The sequence below is a fragment of the Palleronia pelagia genome (genome assembly GCF_900110115.1).
GTDB lineage: Bacteria > Pseudomonadota > Alphaproteobacteria > Rhodobacterales > Rhodobacteraceae > Palleronia > Palleronia pelagia.
Genome location: NZ_FOCM01000008.1, coordinates 158,247 through 178,824, shown reverse-complemented (window position 1 = coordinate 178,824; position 20,578 = coordinate 158,247). Strand labels below are relative to the sequence as shown.

The window sequence follows — 20,578 nt, the reverse complement described above, 5'->3', positions numbered from 1 at the left end:
TTTCGGCCAGCTCCAAGGCAAGATCACTCAAGACCGCGCGTTGCGGGGAGCCCTCGCTCACCATGAGGGGCTCAAAAAGACCTATACTTTCACCATCGTCGCGCGCCATGTTTGTCCTGCATTTTGGCCGGTTTATGGGCCGGATATTTATATTCACTTATCCTAACGATATCATAGTTTTATGATCTACGGAAGCACTCATGAGTCCGGCTGCATGGCCGCTTTCGTGGCCGGTCGTCAAGGAAGCGGCCAGCCGGAGGGCTGACCGCTGGTCGGTTAGAGACCTGGCGCGCGCGCTGCCAGCTCATCTTCGATGTTGCGCATCGAAGCCAGAGCGTTGCGGCGCTCCTGGCTGCTGCGCGGGGCACTCGCAAAGGCGTTGAATGCCTCGGCCAGAAGGCCGTGCAGTTCTGCCGTGCTGCGGGATGCCGCTTCAAAGCGTGAGACGAGTTTCATCGCTTCCTCCTTATGCTTCAAGGAGGCCCCGAACCACTCAGGGCCTTTCGGCCCCGGCACACACCATCATCGGCCCATGGAAGGCCTGATGGTTCGGGAGGTTTCTTGATCCTGCATACAGGCGGATGCGCAGATGAAGCTTCGATATCGGTTTTAGGCGGTGAATTCGGCAGCGCTGGCGGGATGGGCGGCCTACAGGGTGAGGTCTGGTATCAGCATTTGCGAAGGGCGCTCCCGTGCATCACCACGAGCGGCGCGGCTCCTGTTCCAGATGCTCTATCTCGAATGTGGGGTGGCGAGCGCCTGCTAGTCCGGCTAGCGGCTGGCGGTCAGGCTGGCGGGTCTTCTTCCCCCGTGCAGATCGACCCCTGCGTCTTTCCGTGCCCGCTTGCAACTGATTGCCCAATTCCCTGGCCGAAGCGGCTCAGCCTTCAATGCTCTGCCCGCTCCAAGAATCCGTGTTGAACATGAAGCCTGATCCTTCGCTCCGGCCTGTCGGGAGGGCGTTAGCAAGTAGGCCCGAAAGACAAGGAGAAGACGATCATGGCACGCGAAAACACCAACCAAAATCAGCCCCAAAACGCGCCGGACTATCTGGCCTGGCACGTCACCCAGAAAGGCGAGAAGGCCTATTGGAACAAGGTCGGAGCAGCATGGAAGCACAAGGACGGGCGCGGCTACACGCTTCAGCTTGAAACCTGCCCCATCAATGGCCGCATCGTCCTGCGCCTGCCGTTGGAAGATGCCCCCGACGCCGCAAACGAAGCGGGGCGCTCATGAGCGCCCCCGACACGCGCGGCTACCGTCCCGGCCATCCATGGTATTACCTTTTGGGCGGTGAGGTCTTGCCTCCAAAAGTCATCCGCCTTGAGGCACGTCTCGCCGAGTACAAGGGATACCGTCAGGAAGAAATCCTGAGCGCCGCCCGCAGGCCGGAGCCTCAACGCACCAGGTTGCTCAACAAAATCCGCGAGGAAGTTCGGCACTCCTTGAGCGCCAACATCTCGCGCTATCGCGAAGTCGCAAGAGAGCTTCATGCCTATCGCAAAGAGCATGCAGGGCAGCCGATCCCGACTTGCAGCGACGCCGTCCATACGTCGATGAGCCTGAAATATGCGCACATCTACAACGACTTTGCCCATATCAATCTGCTGGATGCTCTGCCTCAGCAAGTCGATTTGTTCGATCTACTCTAACGAACAACGCCGCCCCACATGGGCGGCGTTGTTCCCGCAGAATAACCTTGTCGTCCTTATGACCGTCGCAATGCGCGCACGGCTTAGCTTCAAATAGCGAGCTGGCGATCCGCAAAATCTTCCAACTCACCAATATCTGCTGGTGCTTTGGTCAACTCTTCGGCCTGGCTTGACAGCTGGTCGCGTATCCATCTCACAATAATCGGTCGCACCAGATGATGTGGTTTCGTCTTACCGCCTGCCCATCGGTTGACCGTGCTCCTGTCAATCTCGAACTCTTCAGCGATAGCACTCGCAGACAGTCCGAAGCGGCCAACAGCGGAATCGATGACTTTCGCAAAAGTCTCATCGTTTGATGGATCACACCTGTCCAAGAAGGCCACTACCCCGAGGAGGCTGTGTTTTTCCCATGATTTTAGTAAGTTAACTTGATCTGCTGACATTTTTCGCGCCTCATTCTTAGGTGTTGCTCCGATGCACCCTGCATCAAACGTTGCACCATGCATAGCATGAGCGGTGTGTCCTTGTAAAGCTTCTAGCTCTGTTATGGTTCCACAGAGTTCCAGCATATGATAATGGACCTATAGACAGTGAATATTAATGTGCACGGTCGAGAATGGTTGAGAAAATAACAACATACCGAATGCGGTGCGTGGAAGACGGTGTCGATCCGGCGATTTTTGAAAGAGTCTTTGATTTCTACGCTTCAAACAAACACAATTTCAATGCCGAGCGCGACCCCATGGAGCTTTTAGACTCACTTGGGAATGGCAGTGCAGTCTATATTGAGGGCCCCAACAAGGAACTTGTTGCTGCATCTCTCACATTCAGACATAGCGCTCGCTTGACGGAAATGGGTGGCACACGCGTCACGCTAAACGGATTTGGGCTTCAGAAGCCTATGAAGTGGTATCAGGCAGTATCAGACCATCTGTTTCGTCCCCCTGAAGATATGTACTTTGCAGTGGTTACAAAAGGAAATATTGGGTCGAAGAAGAACATATTGAGGTGTGGATTTGAGCAAATTGATATCTCCTCAGATTTTCTTTTCGACCTAGGAATCGTGTCTACGCCCGATGAGCTTTCCAACAAAGAAATCTTCAAATTCGAACGCGACAATCTGGGGGAAGTATGCTGCCAGCTTCTTCTTCTGAATGAGAACCCAAGGCTGAGCAATAAGCATGGCGAGGAGATACTACTTCGGGTAGAAGGCAAACTATGTCGTCATACCGGGTTGCGAAAAATACTTCAGAGACTTTGCAGCGACACTAAGCCCAAAACGATCTAAGCGCTGCATTTATGGTGTCCAATCCTCATCATCGTACCTGTCATCGCGCTTCGCGCGCGGCTTGAACTCAAGCGCGAGCACGTCCGGTTTTTGCTTGTGCCGGGCGTGCGTCAGGCGGATGGCGAGGCGCACAGTGTCATCTGCCGCCAGATGAAAATGCTGGCGCAGCTCATCGAGCTGACGCGCGTGCGCTTCGTCCAGATGAAGCATGAGTATGTGTCGCATGAATTTTCCTTTCAAATGCTAGAGGTTAAAATCAGGGCCAGACCCGCGTGAGCGGTCTTGCCCACGGCTCTTATCTTTCTTCGGCGTCTCAGGTTGTTTCGCGATATCGGCTTTCACCTTGGCCGTTGCCGTATGCCCGCGCTGCATCGAGAGATAGGCGCTCAGCTCAAGGTGCAGATCGGCGATATCCTTGCTTCGCTGATCGCGCACTTCCTTGACGGCGCGCTGAAGTTGCTGGCGCTCATCAAGCTGGCGGGACACCAGTCCATCGCGCTCGGCCTGATCCCGGCAATAGCATTGCCATGCATCCAGCTCGTTCTGCGTTCTGATCCGTGAATACTTCCCCGTGATCCAGCTCCACAGACCGCCCATGCCTCTGGGCAGGCGTGCTGCTCGCGCCGCCGTTTCCTGTTCCCAGCGGGCGCGCTGCCTATCGTACAGCGCTTTTCGCTCATCGCGGTGGCGCTCCACGAGCTGGGTTCGCTTGAACTCGATGGAGGGGTGTTTCCTGTGGTACGCCTTATTGATTTCAACGGCGTATTTCTGAAGCTGCGCACTCATCCGCTTGGCTATCTCGTCGCGGCGCTCCTGCACACTTGGGAATTTATCCACGTCAGGCAGCCGGTCTTTGACATCCTTCGCCTTGACGCCCGACCAGCGCGCCAGCGCGTAGACCTCGCCCTGATAATCGAGCGCGACCACGCCGCGCCGATCACCACGCGCGAGGAAAAAGCCCTTGTCTTCCAGAGCGGCTTTCAGGGTTTCGGCATTGTCAGAAGACTGCCAAGCCTGCTTGAACATCGCCTTGACGAGCTGCGGATCGGCCATGGCCCGCTTGGCCTGCTGCCATTCGGCCCGGCTGAAATTCAGCGGGTTGCGCAAGGCCTGATCGACAATGCCCTTGGGCATATCCCAGCCATGCTGAAGATAGAGCTCTTTCGAGACCTCCATCAGGCGGCGCTTGAAGAACGGCAGGTTCTTTGCCGTCATGGTTTCGGAATCGATCCGCGACCAGACCGCATGCGCGTGCCGTCTGCCTTCCTTCTCATGGAAGACGATGGCGCGGGGATGCCCGTCTAGGCCAAGCTGTTGCTCGACCATTTCGATGGCCGTTTCGAAGTGCTCGACATCGACCCGCTCGTCTTCCGGCGGGTTCAGACTGAGCGAGAATAGGTGTTGCTGGCAACGCGTGCCTTTGGCCACGGCCTGCGCTTCGAGCAAGGCGTCCAAGAGCTGCTCATCGGAAACAAATCCGCGCAGCTCGTGCAGCTCGACATGCTCATTGTCCCGCTCGTTCAAAAGATGCCGGGCGAGCTTGGCCGCGTTCCCGCGCTGTGAACCTTTCAGGATCATGGCTCACCCCCGTCGCTAATGCTGCCGAGCGCCCGCAACAGTTCCTGCCGCATGGCCTTCACATCTTCACAGGCCTGACGAAGGTCAGCTTCTGTCTCCGGCGCGACGGGCAGCGAGCCACTGTTAGAAGCGCGCGCGAGCTGGTTCAGATTGGAAGACAGGCGCGACGAGCCGAGCGCGCCCAAGACACGCCCGAGGGCTTCATGATCCTTGACAGGATAACGCCCACGCTTCTTGCGCGGCGCAGCATCATCCCCGAGCACTTGCTCACGGATATACCGCCCCAGCGGCATGCTGCCCCGCAACAAATCCAGCTTGGCGCGCTCATCGAAGGTGAGGCGCAGCGAAAACGGCGGCGGATACTTGGGCCGCTGATCCTTGGCTAACTTATTGAAACGTCTATCTAAGGTGCTCATCGCCGCACCTCAGATCGCTTAGATCATAAGGTGCGAGATGGTGTTCCCATTCTTGGAGGACTTCGAACAGGCGGTTCGATTCCGCTCCTGTTGGGTCCACCAACCTCCCCCTTACACGATCAACCGCCGCACCGAGCCTGTCCGCTTGCATGTCGGCACCCGATCGATCCACCGGATCGATCCTGCGCCCCGCACCGCTGGCAGGGCCCCGCGCTCTTATGTGGAGACGCGGGCACTGTTCGAATTCGGAACGACCACCCTATCCCGCCACATACCCATCCCTATGGCCGCAGCCGAGGTAGAACCCTTGCCGGTGGTACCGTTCGGGACAGCGCGATTTGCCTGGGAGACCGCCAATATCACCTGTAGGTTGCAATTTCGGACTTGGCCGCGTCGCGCCCGGAACTGGCAACCAGTTCGATCTTTGGCTGCCGTCAAGTGCACGCGGACAGTCCAGGCGAAGTCGGTGAACATGACGAAAATCGGACAAACTTCTCATTTTAGCCTCTTATCAATCGGATAGAGCCGGATGCGCGTCTCTTCACGGATCTCTAACCACTTGAAATTACGCCTGAAGAAGATATCTGTGTATATCTTTCAACCTTTGATTGCATTGCGCGCAACTCCCATTACGCTACGTAAGCCATCCTGTATCAAGTTGGCACATTCAACCAATAAGGGAGTTCGGATGATGAGTGATGTTTTGGAGCTGCAGGATCACAACCAGATCGCGCTGGCCAACGCCGGGGGTCAGGGCCAATCTGCTACGTCCTGGTCGATTTCAGCCAAGCGCGGCGTTGCCAAGGGTATCTCGGCGCAGGTGAGCGGTGCCGGCGCAACAGCCAAGCTGCACGGCAAGATGACGTTCTCGGCCTACAGCCTCGACAAGTCGACGACCTTTCAGCAAATGAAGAAAAGCTACAATATCGGTGGCGGCGTCAGCGGTTTCTGGGGATGGCTGGGCATCGGTGCGAATGCCTCGACCCACAAGAGCGAGATCAGCCAGGCCTTCCACGAGGCGATCAACTCGGATCAGATCAACGGCTATACTGATTTCGATCTCGAGGCGACGGGTCAGATCCCGAACTTTCAGGTAACCGCGTCAGCCTACATGATGCTGCTCCAGGTCAAAGACGACCAAGGCAACACCTACTCGATGGCCTCCGCGTCGGATCCGGCGGCCGATACCGGGGCGCAGGACCAGAATGGGGATGCGCTACCCAGCTCCAACAACAACTCGACCATCAACATCTGACGGGACGGGCCGGGCGAACTCTGTTCCCCGGCCCCACGCGCCATGTACCTGGTCGATCTGCCCATCGACATCGTGACCAACAACGCCCGCGTTCGCGCCTTCCGGCCGGCGCCGAGTACCGAGTCGACGGCAGAAAAAGCAGCCAGCGCACTGTCGGGAACGGTCTATCATGGCGTGAACAAGGTCGAGGCCGACCTGGCTCCAGGTCCGGGAAACACCGTCACCGCGCACTTTTCCTTCCGGATCCCGAGCATCGACGCTGCCAGCTTCGCCGACCTGCGCAACGAAGTGCGCGGCGCCTCGATCCCCGATGTGAGCGACCGGAGGCTCGCGTCCGCCGCCGGACTGACCCCGCCGCCACCCGGCGCCGCGCGTATGGCGGCCTATGCGGCGCAGTTGCTTTCCGCTGCGGTTCTCGGGCCGCCGTCCGTCCGGGACGGCCCGCGAAACTTCGGCCCCGCCGACCTGCAAGACACGGCGGTCCGGGCACTGATGACCTGGATCCGCACGCTGGACGTCACCATCCTTGACTTCAGCGGCGAACTCACGGCCTCCGGGATGTCGCCCTCCACCCGCAAGACAGGCGCTTACATCCCCGTCACATCAATCGCCTTCGCCGACGGTCTGACCATCCCCTTCGCGGGCTATTCGGACAACGTGACGCTCGATACCGGTGACGGCGGCACGCTTTCACTTGCCTTGCCGGCCGGTATGTGGACGAAGGTCGCCGCAGGCGCGCCCTCAGGCTAGGCAAGCCGCGACCCGGACATTAGAGCGGACCCGGACGCGTTGGCGGACAAGGTGCATGGCGACGAAGAATCCAGATCCGTTCGACATTCTGGTCATCGGCCAATCCGGCCGATTGCAGTACGAGGCGGCGCTGTTCGCCGCGTCGCTGCGACGGTCCGATCCCGATTTCGCCGGGCGGCTCTACGTGGCCGAGCCGCAGCCGAACGATTTGTGGCCGCGCGATCCGCGGATGTCCGACGCGGTGCGCGACCTGCTGCTGGACGAACTGGGCGCGACCCTCCTGCCCTTCGAAACCCGGCATTTCGGCGCCGATTATCCCTATGGGAACAAGATCGAAGCGCTGCTGTCACTGCCGCGCGACCGGCCCTTCGTTTTCTTCGACAGCGATACGCTGGTGACCGGCCCGCTCTCGGAGGTCCCCTTCGATTTTGCCCGGCCCTGCGCGTCGCTGCGTCGCGAAGGCACGTGGCCGCAGATCGAGCTCTACGGGCCGGGCTACGCCGAAATCTGGAGATCGCTCTACGACAAGTTCGGGCTGGATTTCGACAGCTCGATCGACCCGTCGCAGCCGGACGAGTACTGGGAGCGCTATCTCTATTTCAACGCGGGCTGGTTCTTCCACCGCTCGGGCCCGGAGTTCGGGAAACGATTTCTGGACTACGCGCTCGCCATCCGGGACGACGCGCCCGAGACGCTGGCACTTCAGTCGCTGGACCCGTGGCTCGACCAGATCGCGCTGCCGCTTGTGATCCACAGCTTCGGTGGCGGGCGACGGACGATCCCGGCGGGGCTGCTGGATGGCGCGACGACCTGCCACTATCGCCTGCTGCCGCTGCTCTATGCGCGTGAGGGGGACCATGTGGTCGAGACGCTCGAGGCCACGGTCGCACCCAACAAGCTGAAGAAGATCCTCAAGGAGTACGAGCCGATCAAGCGCATGGTGCTTCAGGGCCGCGGCCGGAAGGCCCGCGCGCTGTTCGACCAAGACGACCTGCCCCGCAAGGAGCAGAAGATCCGCAACCGGTTGAAAAGCAATGGCTTCTGGATGCGCTAGGCATGCCCCCGGCGCAGCCGTGCATCGTCCTTGCGCCAAGGCCCGGACGTCGCGGAGGATGGGCGAGGTGTCAACGGGGAGGTTGGCGATATTGACGATCCTCGGGGCATTGGTGCCCCTAAGCGCCGTAGGCGATGTCGCCTCGGCGATGGCGCGCGCCCAGCAGAGGGATTTCGACGCGTCGATGGTGGTGCGCTGCGCCCAGAACCCGGGCGAGACACTGGTGCCGTGCGAGGCATCGGTCGCGCGGGTGCCCCCCACGGCCGCGGTCGTCGTCCGTTTCCCGAGCGGGTTCGCGCGAATGCTCACCTTCAGCGCGGGCGAATTCCTGCGCGGCAACGCGACGATGTCCGGGGTGGGCCGGGACACGGACTGGCGCCTGGATGGCGGCACCTATCACGTCCGGGTGGATGACCAGCGCTTCGAGATTCCCGAAACGCTGGTCACCGGAGACTAGGCCGCGCGCACGGAACGCGCGGCCCTGTCGCGATCAGCTGCCGCCGGGGGTCAGCTTGTAGATCGTGCCTTCGTCGATGGCGGTATAGAGGCTGCCCTCGGGCCCGAGCACGACCGAGCGGAAGCGGCCCGGCTCCATCGGCAGGGTCATCTCGGTCACGTCCAGCACCTCGGTCCCGTCCTCGGTGAACTCGATCACGTCGATGCGCTGCCCGATGGGCGTGCCACCGAAGCCGATGCCCATGATGCCGACGACCATCGCGTTTTCCCAGTCGCCCCACTGCTCACCCTCGAGGAAGGCGGCGGACGAGGTCCCCTGCGACCAGCCGTTGTTCTCCCATACGGGCGGCATGGCGTCGGGATAGGTCTCGAAGTCGGTCATCGGCATGAAGGAAGCGCGCTCGTAGCGGTTCATGCCCTCGTTCTGGTTGGGCATGTAGCCGCAATAGCCGTCGGGGCAGTCGCCGCGCCCGGCCATGTTGTCACGCGGGTCCCAACCGGCGTTGCCGCCGTTCTCGAGCACCGTGATTTCGTCCGAGTGCCACGGGCCGTGCTCGGCGGTGATCGCCGCACCGGTTTCCGGGTGGAAGGCAAGACCCTGCACGTTGCGGTGGCCGTAGGTGTAGGTCCGCTGGTCGAAGCCCTCGGGCGGGTTGTTGTCGGGATGGGCGTTGCCATCCGTATCCATCCGCAGAACCTTAGAGCCCATCATCGTCGGGCTTTGCGGGATTTCTTCGTTGTGGTTGTCGCCGGTGGTCAGCCAAAGGGCCCCGTCGGGACCGAAGCGCACGCGCCCGCCGTTGTGGGCGCCGGGTCCACCGAACGGGTGATCGGACGCTTCCATCTTGTAGGGCACGTCATCGACGATGTCGGTCCGGTCCGACACCTCGGTGAAGTCCTCGTTCAGGGTGAAGCGCATCAGCCGGTTGGTGTGGGGATCCGACATGTTGGACGTCGAGTAGACGTAGATGCGGCGGTTGTCGGCGAAGTCCGGGTCGAAGGCGACACCCATCATCCCCGCCTGCCCTTCGCAGAACAGGTCCGAGCCGTTGGCGGGATAGCCTTCGGTCTCACCCACGCCGTAAAGCGCGTTCACGGTGCCGTCGGGCATGCGCACCGACAGTCCCTTGCATTTCTCGGTGAACTGCATCGTGCCGTCATCGAGGAGCGCCATGTCCCAAGGGTTCTCCAGGCCCTCGAGAACGGCTTCGGCTTGCAGGCTGGTGGTGTTCATGCCGCTTTGGGCCGCTGCCATCGACGAGCGATGTCGCGGCCAGCAGCGATGTGACCAGCGGCAGTGCCGAACGAGACGTTGAGCGTAGCATAGTATCCTCCCTATGATCACGTACGCCGCTGCACGTAAGGCATTCATTTCCTTACGATTCAACCAGCAGGCAGAGTTACGGCAGGGCGGCCCGTGGGGGTGGTCAACGGCCATCCGGCGCCGCGTCACGGCAGGCGGCGTGCCGCCTGCCGCAATCGCTGCCGGCTTAGTCGAAAGCGGTCGCGATTTAGACCGACAGGTTGGTGATATCCTCGTCCGACAGATCCTTGGCATTCTGGATCATCAGGATCGAGTTCGGGCCGATCCGCTCACCGTCGCGATACCGGGCCAGCATGTCGGCCAGGTATTGCGGCTCCTTGTCGGACAGTTTCGGATAGCTGGCCGCGCCCTGTGCCTTGTTGCCGTGGCAGCCCCGGCACGAGCGTTGGAAGATCTTCCCGGCCGCGTCCATGTCCACGTCCTCGGCGGTCAGCTCGGCCACCTGCGGCGCGTCGACCTCGGATTCGGACGCGTGGCTTTCGGCCCAGGCGGCGCCCCCCGAAAGAACCATCGCGGCGATCAGCGCGTAACGTGTAATCATTTGAACCTTCTCCCTGCTCTGTCGGCCGGGATATTTCTAGAGGGTCCGCGAGGCGCGTCCAGCGCATTCTCGCCATCCGCGTCCGGGGCCACCCGGGGCAAAGCTGTCAGACGGCGAAGACCTGCTCCATCCGGGCGAACCCTTTCAGCTCGATCGGGTTGCCCGACGGGTCGCGGAAGAACATCGTCCACTGCTCGCCCGGCTCGCCCTCGAACCGGACACTGGGGGCCAGCACCCAGTCGATACCGGCGCGTTCGAGCCGCCCGCGCAGGACCTGCCAGTCTTCCAGCGGCAGCACGAGGCCCAGGTGCGGCATGGGCACCATGTGGTCACCGACCTTGCCGGTGTCCGCGGTGGCGAAGGGCTCGCCCAGGTGCAGGCTCAGCTGGTGGCCGAAGAAGTCGAAATCCACCCAGGTTTCGGTCGACCGCCCCTCGGTACATTGCAGGACATCGCCGTAGAAGGCGCGCGCCTCGTCCAGGTCGGTGACGTGGTAGGCCAGGTGAAACGGGTGCGGCATGGGGCGGTCCTTGTTGTGCGGGAACTGGCCATGGCCTACACCATCGGCCAACAAGGGCAAAGCTCAGGGAGATTTCCATGTCCGACCAGACCTACGGCTTCGACACGCTTCAGATCCACGCCGGCGCGGCGCCCGATCCGGCCACCGGCGCGCGCAACACGCCGATCTACCAGACCACGGCCTACGTGTTCCGCGACGCCGACCACGCTGCGGCCCTGTTCAACCTGCAGGAAGTGGGCTTCATCTACTCGCGGCTGACGAACCCCACCGTCGCCGTCCTGCAAGAACGCGTCGCCACGCTGGAAGGCGGCGCCGGGGCGGTCTGCTGCTCGTCGGGGCACGCGGCGCAGATCATGGCGCTGTTCCCGCTGATGGCGCCCGGCAAGAACGTGGTGGTCAGCACGCGGCTTTACGGCGGCACGGTCACCCAGATGACCCAGACCATCAAGCGCTTCGGCTGGTCGGCCAAGTTCGTGGACATGGACGACCTTGCGGCCGTCGAGGCCGCGGTCGATGAGGACACGCGCGCGATCTTCTGCGAATCCATCGCCAACCCCGGCGGCTACATCACCGACCTGCGCGCGGTGGCGGACGTGGCCGACAAGGTTGGCCTGCCGTTGATCGTCGACAACACCTCGGCCACGCCGTACCTCTGCCGTCCGATCGAGCACGGCGCAACGCTGGTCGTCCATTCGCTGACCAAGTACCTGACCGGCAACGGCTCGGTCACCGGCGGCGTGGTGGTCGACAGCGGTACCTTCGACTGGTCCGCCAGCGGCAAGTTCCCGTCCCTGAGCGACCCCGAGCCCGCCTATCACGGCCTGAAGTTCCACGAGACCTTCGGCCCGCTGGCCTTCACCTTCCATGGCATCGCCATCGGTTTGCGCGACCTGGGCATGACTCTGAACCCGCAGGCGGCCCACTACACGCTGATGGGGATCGAGACGCTGTCCTTGCGGATGGAGAAGCACGTCCAGAACGCGCGCAAGGTGGCCCAGTGGCTCGAGCAGGATCCGCGGGTCGACTACGTGACCTACGCGGGGCTGGAGTCCTCGAAGTATTTCGACCGGGTCGAAAAGGTCTGTCCGCGCGGGGCCGGGTCTCTGTTCACCTTCGCGGTGAAGGGCGGCTACGAGTCGTGCATCAAGCTGATCGATTCCCTGGAAATCTTCAGCCACGTGGCGAACCTGGGCGACACCCGCTCGCTCATCATCCACTCGGCCTCGACCACCCACCGGCAGCTGGACGAGAACCAGCAGCGCGCGGCGGGCGCTGACCCCGAGGTGGTGCGCGTCAGCATCGGGATCGAGGATCCCGACGACCTGATCGCCGACCTGGACCAGGCGCTGGCCAAGGCCACGGCATAGGGCGTTCGCCCGTTCAGCCCGGCTGCGCCACGTCGCGCGGGCTGAGCGGGCGTTCGGTCACCGTGTCCGAGCGCATGACCGGAAGGGCCAGCAGCGGCAAAGCCCCCGTGGCGAGGAACATCGTCGTGGTCCCCGCCGCGTCCGACAGCCAGCCCGCCAGCGCGGGGCCCACCACGCTGCCCACGGCCGACACCACCAGGATCGCGGTGAAGCTGAGCGACGGGAGCGACGGAAACAGCCGTTCCGACCAGAAGGCGAGCACGGCGCTGGTGGTCAGCACGAAGGCGCCCTGCAGACCGGCCGAGACCGACAGGCTCAGCCAGCCGGCCGGCCCCAGCACGACCAGCGCGCAGGAGACGGCCGATGCGACCAGCAGCACCCTGACGAGCCAGATCAGCCCCAGCCGGTTGTGCAGGCGGTCCGCCACCAGGCCCAGCAACCCGACGACACCGTAGATCATGAAGACCAGCGCCGGGATCGTCGCCTGCGGCACGCCCGCAAGCTCGCCCCGCCCGCGAAACGTGTCGGCGGCGAAGGACAGGTAGATCGCCGAGACGGTGCCGAAGACCAGCGACAGCACCACCACGGGGATCGTGCCCCGGCGCAGAAGGTCGCGCGCGTCGTCCTGCCGGGTCACGCGGTCCGCCGGCTCGATGGGGTGCAGCGAGATGCCGTTCACCACCAGCGTCACGATCGAGCAGCCCACGAAGACCAGCCAGCAGGTCCGCCAGTCCAGGTCGCTCAGCACCATGGCGAAGGCCAGTGCCCCCGCAAGGAAGATCCCCACGCCCGTCCCGCTGCTGATGCGCGACAGGGCCGCGGCGCGCGCGACCTCGCCCACCTTCTGGTTGACCGCGTGATTGAACGGGGTCCAGGCGAACCCCGCGCTGGCGGCGGCCAGGGCGACGCCCGCGGCCAGCACCCAGACGCTGGTGGCCGCGGCGACGATGCCCATGCCCAGCGTCGCGGCCAGAAGGCCCGCCAGCACGGGCCATTCGGGGCCGCGCCGATCCAGCAGCATCTGCGCCACGATCAGCGACACCAGGAAGGATCCGAAGGCCAGGCTCGAGATCAGGCCGACCGTGCTGGACGACAGGTCGAACGCCGCGCGGAACTCCGGCACGTAAAGTCCGAAGCCCATCCGCGCGGGGCCGAAGCTGATCGCCGTGGCCATGAAGCCCGAGGCCGAGAGCGATTGGAAAAAGGTGATGCCGTGCCTCCAGATCCCCCGACCGGCTTTCGGTCAGGTTCCGCGTGTCCTTCTTGCGGAAAACGATCCGGAGGGCGGGCCAGGTTCCCGCGCGGCGCTGTCGCAGGGGTCCTGCTTATGGGCGGATGGCGAAGCGCAATTCGACCTGTGCCGTGACCTCGAGCGATCCCGGCGCGGTGGGGATGGACCGGTCCATGCTGGCCATCTCCATCATCACCGGACCGGGCGGACGGCTGCCGCCCTGTTCGACCACGGCCAGGGGCGCGCCGATGGTCAGGCCCGCCGCTTCCGCCAGGACCGCCGCCTTGCGCAGCCCGTCCTCGACCGCGGCGGCCAGGGCCGCGTCGCGCACGGGCGCAGGATCCGACAGCCCGTAACTCAGACCGTCCAGCCGGTTGGTCCCGGCCCCCACCGCGCCATCCAGCACCGCGCTCAGATCGTCGAGCGCGCGGACCGAAACGGTCACGGTCGACGACGCAGTATAGCCGGTGATATGCGGCCCCTCCTCCAAGGGCTGGTCGCGATTTGCGTAGACGGGCCGCAGCGACAGGGTGCTGGTCTGGATATCGGCGGCCTCGACGCCGTCCTCGGCCAGCTGTTCGAGCAGGTCGCTCATCGGCGCCGCCATGGCATCGACCGCCTCCGAGGGGCTGACCGCCTCGGCCTCGACCCCCAGCCGGATGGTCGCCATGTCGGGTGCGGCGGACACGCGGCCCTCGCCGGTGACGTGCAGATAGGGCGGCTGGGCGTCCTGCGCCGCCGCTGGCGACGCCAGGCCCAGCGTCAGGACAAGGCCCATGACGGGCGCGGCAAGGTACGATAAGGTCTGCATGGCGGTCTCCTCCGATGGTGTCCAGACACGCCCGAACCACCGGGCGATGCTCAAACGCGGGCCGGGCAATGTGGTTGCCTCGGCGAAAAGCTGCTATAGAACAGTCGCAGGGATCAACGGGTCTCGGCAATCCCGCTTCGCGTGGTAAACGATTGACATGAGAACGACATTTCACCTCGACCTCGATCATACGGGGATCCGTCTCCGGCGTGGGTCCGGCAAGGGCCAGTCGATTCTCGGAGAGGTTGCGCTCGACGATCCGCATTTCGAGACCCGGGTCGAGGATCTGCGCCGCGAGGCGATGGCCAACACCGACGGTCCCCTGCTGACCGACATCACAATTCCGCAATCGGAAGTGCTGTATACCACGGTTGACCTGCCCGAGGACGCCAAGGACGACGCCGCGCGCAAGGCCGCGATCGAGGCCGAGCTCGACGGCATGACGCCCTACGCGATGGACGACCTGGTCTACGACTGGAAGCTCAAGGGCAAGTCCGAGGCTGCCGTCGCCGCCGTGGCGCGCGAAACCCTTGACCAGGCCGAGGATTTCGCCGTCGCGAACGGCTTCAACCCGCAGCGTTTCACGGCCGAGCCGCGCAAGGGTCTGTTCAGCGCGGGGCCCGACTTCGGCCAGACGACCTTCGCCGCCAGTGGCAGCGCCCCGGTGGCGCCTCCGCCCGAGGCGCCGGTCACCCGTATCGCCGACCTGTCCTTCGACGAGATCGACCATCCCGCCGACATGACGCCCCTGGCGGTTCCCGCCACACCCGAGAGCCCGCCCGAGTCCGAGTCCACACTGGCTGAGCCCGTCGAAGAGAAATCCGAGACGCAGGAAGCCTCCGCGCCATCCGACGCGTCGGAAGCCGAGACCGCCGAAGCGACGACGGACGCGGACAAGGCCTCCGAACGCGACGGTGCGCCTGCGAAGGTTGATGATCCGAACGACAAACCGGCGGCGTCCGGTAAGCCCCTGCGCGCGGCAGGCACCAAGTCGAAGGCGCCTGTCCCGGCAGCGAAGGAATCTTCCGAGAAATCCAGTCCGGATGATGCGCTCGAGGGGACAGGCGAGGTGGCACTCGCCGCGCAACCCGATACCACGACCGACGAGAGGCCCGCACCCAAGACACCGTCGGCCCCGTCCTTTTCGACCAGCCGGCCCGCGGCAGCCACAGGCGCCGCCGCCGGCAACTCGGCCCTGGGGTCCATCGCGTCTCGCATCGCCATGATGCCCGACGGCGGTGCAGGCCCGAGCGCGGATGCCAAGTCATCGCCCCGCCCGGCGCGCGCGGCACCGGTTCCGCCGCGCCCGAACGGGGCCGCCGCCCCAGCGCGCCGAAACAGCCCGACCCCGACCGTTCGCAAGGTGGCCCCGCCGCCGTCAAGCGCGTCGGCGGCCAGCCTCACGCCCGGGACCGCTTCCCCCGCCATTCACCCGTCGACCCCGATGGACGGCGATGTCGAGAGGTCAGAAGCCGAGCGCATGACCGTCTTCGGCGAGCGGAATGCCGGCGGTGCCGGTCTGTCGCTGGTTCCGCTGCTGGTGGGCATCGCCGTGGCGCTGGCGCTCGCCGTCGGGATCTGGGCTGCCTATCTGCTCCTGTCGCCGTCGCGCAATGCCTTGCTGCAACCCGGGGGCGGCACCGAAGCCGTGGTCGAAGATGGGATCGGCGCCATCGAACCTGCGGACGTGGCCCCGTCCGAGGACCTGGCGCCCGAGCTCGCTTCGCCCGTCGGGTCCGCATCTTCCGAGGATGCGCCGCAGACCGCGGCGCTGGATGATACGGCAGCGCCCGAGGCACCGTCGGAAGACAGCGCCCCCAGCCTGCCCGATGCCGCGGACACTGCGCAATCCGACGATCAGATGGCGGCCCTCAGCCAGCCCGACCAGACCGCGGCACCCGATACCGCGCCCGACCCCTTGCAGGCCGCGGCACCCGACAGCGCCGCAACGGAAGGCGAAGGTGCAAGCGAGAACGTGGCGGCTCCTGACACCACGCCCTCGCCTGAAGATCCGTTGCAGCGCCCCGCGGACGCGGACGAGACGTCACGCTATGCCGCCACCGGCGTCGAGGCGGCACCGCCCGCCAGCCCCGGAGCCCCCGGAGCCGACCGGATCGAGGATCTGTTCCTGTCACGCAGCGATAATCCCCTCCGCGCGCAGGACCGCGTTGCAGCCCTGTCCTTGCCGCAGGATACAGGCCCTGCCGCGCCCGACGCGCTGATGCCGCCGCCCGCGCCGGACGCTCGGTTCGAGCTGGACGAAGACGGCCTTGTCGTGGCGACCCCCGAAGGCGCGGTCAGTCCGCAGGGCGTGCTGGTGACCGCGGGCGCGCCGCCGGCCGTGCCCCCCGAGGCACCGGACCGCCCGGCCGCCGCGCCCGAGCCGCCCAGCGAGGACGACCTGGTCATCCCGGTCAACGCGGGCGAACCTGCCCTCCGACCCAGGACACGGCCAGGCGACGCGGGCCAGCGCGACGACGCCGCGCTGGAGGCGGATGCAGACCCTTCGCCCGCAGAGGGGGCCGAAACGTTGGTAACGCGCCTCGCCGGACTGAGTCCGATGCCGCGCCCGGCGCGCCCCGGCGACGCGCGCGACGAGGAGGAGCAGGCGGAAGAGCCGCTTGCGCCCCTCCCCGCGGTGCTGGTCAACAGCGCCCCTGACATTACCCCCGAGGCCCGTCCTGCCAGCCTGACCGCCGAACTGACCCAGGCCGACACCGAGGCCGGCACCGCCACGGGCAGCGCCGCCGCCAGCGCCGCGGCGGCCGCGCTCGCCGGTCTTGCCACGGCGCTCGAGGAGCCGATCAGCCCTTACGCCGTGGCCGCGTCCCAGCGTCCCGCCAACCGGCCCAGCGGCCTGGCCGCCAGGGTGGCCCGCGCCCGGGAAGAGCCTGTGCGCGTGGCCCAGGCCAGCGCTGTGGCGACGCCCAGTGCCCCCACACGCGGCAGCGTCGCCAGCCGCGCCACCGTCGCCAATGCAATCAACCTGCGCCGCGTGAACCTGGTGGGTGTCTACGGCACCCAGTCCAACCGCCGCGCGCTGGTGCGCCTGCCTTCGGGCCGGTTCGTGAAGGTCAAAGTCGGCGACCGGGTGGATGGTGGCCGTGTCCGCGCCATCGGCGACAGCCGGTTGAGCTACGTCAAGGGCGGCCGCCAGATCGTTCTGGAAATGCCCCGCGGCTAGGACGCTGGCGGCCATGCGTCGCGAGCGGCCCCCTGCCGGGGCCTGTCATGTGAATTCGGTCGGGACAGTGGGCCCGGCCACAAGGGGATCGTAAACGCGCAATGGAGTCGTTTCTTTACCAAGCCACGATCTATCTCGCCGCGTCCGTGATCGCCGTCCCCCTGGCAGCCCGCCTGGGCTTCGGATCCGTGCTGGGATACCTTGCGGCCGGCATCGCCGTCGGGCCGATTCTGGGGCTCGTTGGTTCAGAAACGCAAGACCTCCAGCATTTCGCCGAGTTCGGCGTCGTCATGATGCTGTTCCTCATCGGGCTCGAGCTTGAGCCCCGCGCGCTGTGGAACATGCGTCACAAGCTTCTGGGCCTCGGCGGCAGCCAGGTTGTCCTGACCATGGGTCTCATCACCGGCGGCATGTTTCTGCTGGGCCTGCCGCTGAACTCGTCGCTGGCCATCGGCATGATCTTCGCGCTGTCCTCGACCGCCATCGTGCTGCAGACTCTGAACGAGAAACGGCTGATGCAGACGGCCGGCGGACGCTCGTCCTTCTCGGTGCTGCTGACGCAGGATATCGCGGTGATCCCCATGCTCGCCGTGCTGCCGCTCCTAGCCATGCGCGGCGGGGGCGCATCGGTCCCCGGCGGGTCGGGCAGTGGTGGCCCGGCGGCCGAAACCACGGCGGCGCAGAACACCGAGGCCGCCCTGTCGCTGATCGAGTCGCTTCCGGGCTGGGGCATCACCCTTCTGACCATCGCGGCGATCGGCGTGATCATCGTGGGCGGCGTCTTCGGAATGCGGCCGGTCTTCCGCTTCATCCACCGCGCGAACCTGCGTGAGCTCTATACCGCCCTGGCCCTGCTGATCGTCATCTCCATCGCCTTCATGATGACGCTCGTGGGCCTGTCGCCCGCGCTCGGCACGTTCCTGGCGGGCGTGGTGCTGGCCAACTCCGAGTTCCGGCACGAGCTGGAATCCGACATCGAGCCGTTCAAGGGCCTGCTGCTGGGGCTGTTCTTCATCACCGTGGGCGCCGGTATCTCGTTCGACACGTTCTTCGCCGCGCCGTTCGTGATCCTCGGCCTCACCCTGGGCATGATGCTGTTGAAGGGCATCGTGCTTTTCGCGCTGGCCCTGATCTTCCGGCTGAAGCCGCGCGACCGGTGGCTGTTCACGCTCGGGCTGGCCGGCGCAGGGGAATTCGGCTTCGTGCTGGTGTCGTTCTCGCTCCAGACGGGCGTGCTGGGCGATGCGTTGGGCCAGCGGATCCTGCTGGTGGTGGCGCTGTCGATGCTGCTCACGCCGCTGTTCTTCATCGCGTGGGAGTACCTGTCGCAGCGCATGGCCGACGAGGACGACGGCCAGGAACTGCCGGCGGACGAGATCGACGAGAAGAAACCGATCATCATCGCGGGCATCGGCCGCTTCGGCCAGGTGGTGAACCGGATGCTGCAGCTCGCCGGGTTCGAGACCACGGTGCTGGACAACGACCTGGACACGATCCAGCTCATGCGGAAATTCGGCTTCAAGGGATTCTTCGGCGACCCGACCCGGCCCGAGTTGCTGCACGCCGCCGGGATCGAGACAGCGAAGGTCCTGGTCGTGACCATGGACGACCCCAAGCGCGTGACCGAGCTGGTGGAATACGCCCGCAAGCAGCGGCCCGACATCCACATCGTCGCGCGCGCCTACGACCGCAACCACGTCTACCAGCTCTACCAGGCGGGCGCCGACGACATCGTACGCGAGGTCTTCGACAGCTCGCTGCGCGCTGGCCGCTACGTGCTGGAGAATATCGGTCTGTCGGAATTCGAGGCCAACGAGCTGCAGAAGGCGTTCTTCAAGATCGACCGCTCGGCCCTGCGTGACCTGGCCGAGCTGTGGAAGCCCGGCGTGCCGATCTCGCGCAACGAGGCCTACATGGAGCGGGCCCGCGCGCTGAACAAGGATCTCGAGTCGGCCCTGTCGGCGAAATACGACGAGATGCGCCGGGACGACCCGCAAGGGGACGATGAGGAGGACGAGGACGAGTCGGACGAAACCGGCGCCGTCATCTCGACCCACCACACCGAAGAGCCGCAGGCCGGCCGCGCGAACTAGCCGTCGCTGACACCGGCCTCGGCGAAGCTCGCCATGCCGGAATGGCAGGCGAGCGCGCCCTGCAACACACCGATGGCCAGGGCCGCACCCGATCCCTCGCCCAGCCGCAGACCCAGCGACAGGATCGGCGCCTTGCCCAGCCGGTCGAGCAGCGCCGCGTGGGCGCCCTCGGCCGACAGGTGACCGGCCACGGCGTGATCCAGCGCGCCCGGCGCCGCGACCGCCAGCGGCGCGGCGGCGGCGCAGCAAATGAAGCCATCGAGGATCACCGGGATGCGCAAGTGCCGCGCGCGCAGGATCGCTGCCGCCATGGCGGCCAGCTCGCGCCCGCCCAGGGCCTGAAGCAGCGCGACCGGGTCGCCCGCCCGGTCTGCATGGCGCGCCAGCCCGGCATCGACAGTGGCGATCTTGGCCTCGAGCGCCGCGCCCGCGACCCCGGTGCCGACACCCGTCCAATCCGCGCCCGTCCCTCCGAACAGGGCCGCCGACAGCGCGGCGGCGGCGGTTGTGTTGCCGATGCCCATCTCGCCCACCACCAGCAGGTCGCATTGCGGATCCAGCGCCGACCAGCCTGTCGCCAGCGCGGCGACGAAATCATCGTCCTCCATGGCGGGCGACTCGGTGAAATCGGCGGTGGGCCTGTCCAGGTCCAGCGCGTGCACCGCCATGCCCGCGCCGGCCGTGGCGGCCATCTGGTTGATGGCAGCCCCGCCCGCGCGGAAGTTCTCGACCATCTGCGCCGTGACCTCGGGCGGGAAGGCCGAGACGCCGCGCTGCGCCACGCCGTGGTTCGCGGCGAAGATCAAGATCTGCGGCGACACCATCTTGGGCCGTGGATCGGCGCGCCAGCCCGCGTACCAGATGGCGAGGTCCTCCAGCCGTCCCAGCGCGCCGGCAGGCTTGGTGAGGGTGGCATTGCGCGCCGCGGCCCCGTCCAGCGCAGTGGCATCGGGCTGCGGTAGGCCGGCAAGGGCCGCGCGGAAATCGTCGATCGAGGTAATGGCGTCCATGGGTCTGGCTCCGGTCCGGGATTGCCAAGCCTGTTTACGCCTTGCGGG

General features: G+C 65.2%; 21 protein-coding genes. 10 read left to right on the top strand and 11 right to left on the bottom strand.

Annotation, left to right across the window (positions count from 1 at the left end):
- Positions 1-276: 276 nt before the first annotated feature.
- A complete protein-coding gene (locus BMX96_RS16235) occupies positions 277-456 on the bottom strand; it encodes a hypothetical protein (RefSeq protein ID WP_043846432.1) in 180 nt (59 codons plus the stop codon).
- Positions 457-999: 543 nt separating this feature from the next.
- Between BMX96_RS16235 and BMX96_RS16230 the strand changes: the two genes are divergently transcribed.
- Positions 1,000-1,236 carry a hypothetical protein gene (locus BMX96_RS16230; protein WP_091846431.1) on the top strand — a complete coding sequence of 79 codons (237 nt, stop codon included), beginning with the start codon at positions 1,000-1,002 and terminating at the stop codon, positions 1,234-1,236.
- The gene (locus BMX96_RS16225) at positions 1,233-1,652 is read left to right on the top strand and encodes a hypothetical protein (protein WP_091846430.1); all 420 of its coding nucleotides are present in this window, start codon (positions 1,233-1,235) and stop codon (positions 1,650-1,652) included. The genes BMX96_RS16230 and BMX96_RS16225 overlap by 4 nt, the downstream gene beginning before the upstream one ends.
- A gap of 89 nt (positions 1,653-1,741) precedes the next feature.
- Here the strand turns inward: BMX96_RS16225 and BMX96_RS19390 are convergent, their stop codons facing one another.
- On the bottom strand, positions 1,742-2,221 hold the full coding sequence (locus BMX96_RS19390; protein ID WP_139210121.1) for a hypothetical protein: 480 nt from the start codon (positions 2,219-2,221) through the stop codon (positions 1,742-1,744).
- A gap of 83 nt (positions 2,222-2,304) precedes the next feature.
- Between BMX96_RS19390 and BMX96_RS19385 the strand changes: the two genes are divergently transcribed.
- Entirely contained in the window at positions 2,305-2,940 is a 636-nt protein-coding gene (locus tag BMX96_RS19385; protein WP_139210120.1) for a hypothetical protein, read from the top strand.
- A gap of 9 nt (positions 2,941-2,949) precedes the next feature.
- Here the strand turns inward: BMX96_RS19385 and BMX96_RS16220 are convergent, their stop codons facing one another.
- Genes BMX96_RS16220 through BMX96_RS16210 form a run of 3 tightly spaced genes read right to left on the bottom strand, consistent with a single transcriptional unit; the run spans position 2,950 to position 4,934 of the window.
- Positions 2,950-3,165 (bottom strand): hypothetical protein, encoded by a 216-nt coding sequence (locus BMX96_RS16220; RefSeq protein ID WP_091846429.1) that lies wholly within the window; start codon positions 3,163-3,165, stop codon positions 2,950-2,952.
- Between the two features lie 18 nt (positions 3,166-3,183).
- Entirely contained in the window at positions 3,184-4,518 is a 1,335-nt protein-coding gene (locus BMX96_RS16215) for a relaxase/mobilization nuclease domain-containing protein (protein WP_091846428.1), read from the bottom strand.
- Positions 4,515-4,934 carry a hypothetical protein gene (locus tag BMX96_RS16210; RefSeq protein ID WP_091846427.1) on the bottom strand — a complete coding sequence of 140 codons (420 nt, stop codon included), beginning with the start codon at positions 4,932-4,934 and terminating at the stop codon, positions 4,515-4,517. The genes BMX96_RS16215 and BMX96_RS16210 overlap by 4 nt, the downstream gene beginning before the upstream one ends.
- A 688-nt stretch (positions 4,935-5,622) precedes the next feature.
- On the opposite strand from BMX96_RS16210, the gene BMX96_RS16205 reads away from it, so the two are divergent.
- The 4 genes from BMX96_RS16205 (at position 5,623) to BMX96_RS16190 (ending at position 8,450) form a co-directional block, all read left to right on the top strand.
- Positions 5,623-6,189 (top strand): hypothetical protein, encoded by a 567-nt coding sequence (locus BMX96_RS16205; protein WP_214606862.1) that lies wholly within the window; start codon positions 5,623-5,625, stop codon positions 6,187-6,189.
- Between the two features lie 42 nt (positions 6,190-6,231).
- Complete coding sequence (locus tag BMX96_RS16200; RefSeq protein ID WP_091846426.1) at positions 6,232-6,939, top strand: hypothetical protein; 708 nt, start codon at positions 6,232-6,234, stop codon at positions 6,937-6,939.
- Positions 6,940-6,994: 55 nt separating this feature from the next.
- Positions 6,995-7,993 (top strand): hypothetical protein, encoded by a 999-nt coding sequence (locus BMX96_RS16195; RefSeq protein ID WP_091846425.1) that lies wholly within the window; start codon positions 6,995-6,997, stop codon positions 7,991-7,993.
- A 91-nt stretch (positions 7,994-8,084) separates the two neighbouring features.
- Positions 8,085-8,450 (top strand): hypothetical protein, encoded by a 366-nt coding sequence (locus BMX96_RS16190; protein ID WP_139210119.1) that lies wholly within the window; start codon positions 8,085-8,087, stop codon positions 8,448-8,450.
- 33 nt (positions 8,451-8,483) lie between these two features.
- Here BMX96_RS16190 and BMX96_RS16185 read toward each other — a convergent pair whose 3' ends face one another.
- From BMX96_RS16185 to BMX96_RS16175, 3 genes are all read right to left on the bottom strand, one after another.
- Positions 8,484-9,704 (bottom strand): PQQ-dependent sugar dehydrogenase, encoded by a 1,221-nt coding sequence (locus tag BMX96_RS16185; RefSeq protein WP_175481768.1) that lies wholly within the window; start codon positions 9,702-9,704, stop codon positions 8,484-8,486.
- 256 nt (positions 9,705-9,960) lie between these two features.
- A complete protein-coding gene (locus BMX96_RS16180; RefSeq protein WP_091846423.1) occupies positions 9,961-10,314 on the bottom strand; it encodes a c-type cytochrome in 354 nt (117 codons plus the stop codon).
- Between the two features lie 106 nt (positions 10,315-10,420).
- On the bottom strand, positions 10,421-10,834 hold the full coding sequence (locus BMX96_RS16175; RefSeq protein ID WP_091846422.1) for a VOC family protein: 414 nt from the start codon (positions 10,832-10,834) through the stop codon (positions 10,421-10,423).
- 77 nt (positions 10,835-10,911) lie between these two features.
- On the opposite strand from BMX96_RS16175, the gene BMX96_RS16170 reads away from it, so the two are divergent.
- Complete coding sequence (locus BMX96_RS16170; protein ID WP_091846421.1) at positions 10,912-12,201, top strand: O-acetylhomoserine aminocarboxypropyltransferase/cysteine synthase family protein; 1,290 nt, start codon at positions 10,912-10,914, stop codon at positions 12,199-12,201.
- A gap of 13 nt (positions 12,202-12,214) precedes the next feature.
- Here BMX96_RS16170 and BMX96_RS16165 read toward each other — a convergent pair whose 3' ends face one another.
- Both BMX96_RS16165 and BMX96_RS16160 read right to left on the bottom strand, forming a co-directional pair.
- On the bottom strand, positions 12,215-13,375 hold the full coding sequence (locus BMX96_RS16165) for an MFS transporter (RefSeq protein ID WP_091846420.1): 1,161 nt from the start codon (positions 13,373-13,375) through the stop codon (positions 12,215-12,217).
- 151 nt (positions 13,376-13,526) lie between these two features.
- On the bottom strand, positions 13,527-14,243 hold the full coding sequence (locus tag BMX96_RS16160) for an SIMPL domain-containing protein (protein WP_091846419.1): 717 nt from the start codon (positions 14,241-14,243) through the stop codon (positions 13,527-13,529).
- Positions 14,244-14,400: 157 nt separating this feature from the next.
- Here BMX96_RS16160 and BMX96_RS16155 point away from each other — a divergent pair, with 157 nt between their 5' ends.
- Positions 14,401-17,427, top strand: a complete 3,027-nt coding sequence (locus BMX96_RS16155; protein WP_091846418.1) for a hypothetical protein — start codon at positions 14,401-14,403, stop codon at positions 17,425-17,427.
- 101 nt (positions 17,428-17,528) lie between these two features.
- Positions 17,529-19,520, top strand: a complete 1,992-nt coding sequence (locus BMX96_RS16150; protein ID WP_091846417.1) for a cation:proton antiporter domain-containing protein — start codon at positions 17,529-17,531, stop codon at positions 19,518-19,520.
- On the opposite strand, the gene cobT is transcribed toward BMX96_RS16150, so the two are convergent.
- Complete coding sequence (gene cobT, locus BMX96_RS16145) at positions 19,517-20,530, bottom strand: nicotinate-nucleotide--dimethylbenzimidazole phosphoribosyltransferase (RefSeq protein WP_091846416.1); 1,014 nt, start codon at positions 20,528-20,530, stop codon at positions 19,517-19,519. The two genes, BMX96_RS16150 and cobT, sit on opposite strands and share 4 nt — an antisense overlap.
- Positions 20,531-20,578: the final 48 nt, after the last annotated feature.